Source organism: Campylobacter concisus (assembly GCF_002913045.1).
Lineage (GTDB): Bacteria > Campylobacterota > Campylobacteria > Campylobacterales > Campylobacteraceae > Campylobacter_A > Campylobacter_A concisus_AP.
In genome coordinates, this window is record NZ_PPAF01000029.1 from 1 (window position 1) to 443 (window position 443).

The 443-nt window shown below is 35.0% G+C and carries 1 protein-coding gene; it reads left to right on the forward strand.

The annotated features are described in order from the left end of the window. On the forward strand, positions 1–401 hold a 401-nt coding region (locus CYP43_RS03880; protein ID WP_103582568.1), incomplete at its 5' end, for a BON domain-containing protein. Positions 402–443: the final 42 nt, after the last annotated feature.

A 443-nucleotide genomic window follows, 5' to 3' on the forward strand; every position in this document is an offset into this window, starting at 1 on the left:
GTAAAATATTATTTTCAAAAGGTCTTAGCAATATAGATATTGAGATCGAGTGTTTTTACGGCGATGTCTACCTTATAGGGCTGGTTGATAGCAAAGAGCTTGAAGGTAAGCTAGTAGAACTAGCCAAAAATACAGATGGTGTACGAGAAATTTACACCTATCTTCGCATAAAAAAGCCAGAATATCCATGCGATAGTCTAAAAATTCTTGCAAATTTAAAACAAAACCTTTTCAAAGATAGTATAGTTGAAGGAACAAATGTGCGTGTTAGTATCGTTGGCTGCGATGTTGTTTTTAGTGGCGTGGTCGATAGTATAGAGCAAGAAAAGCACGCCATTTGGTATGCTAAGCATATTAATGGCGTAGCCGATGTCTACTCATTTATGAAAGTTATAAAATAAAATTTCTATTTACTCTTTTTTACAAAGCTCGCAATGAGGCTT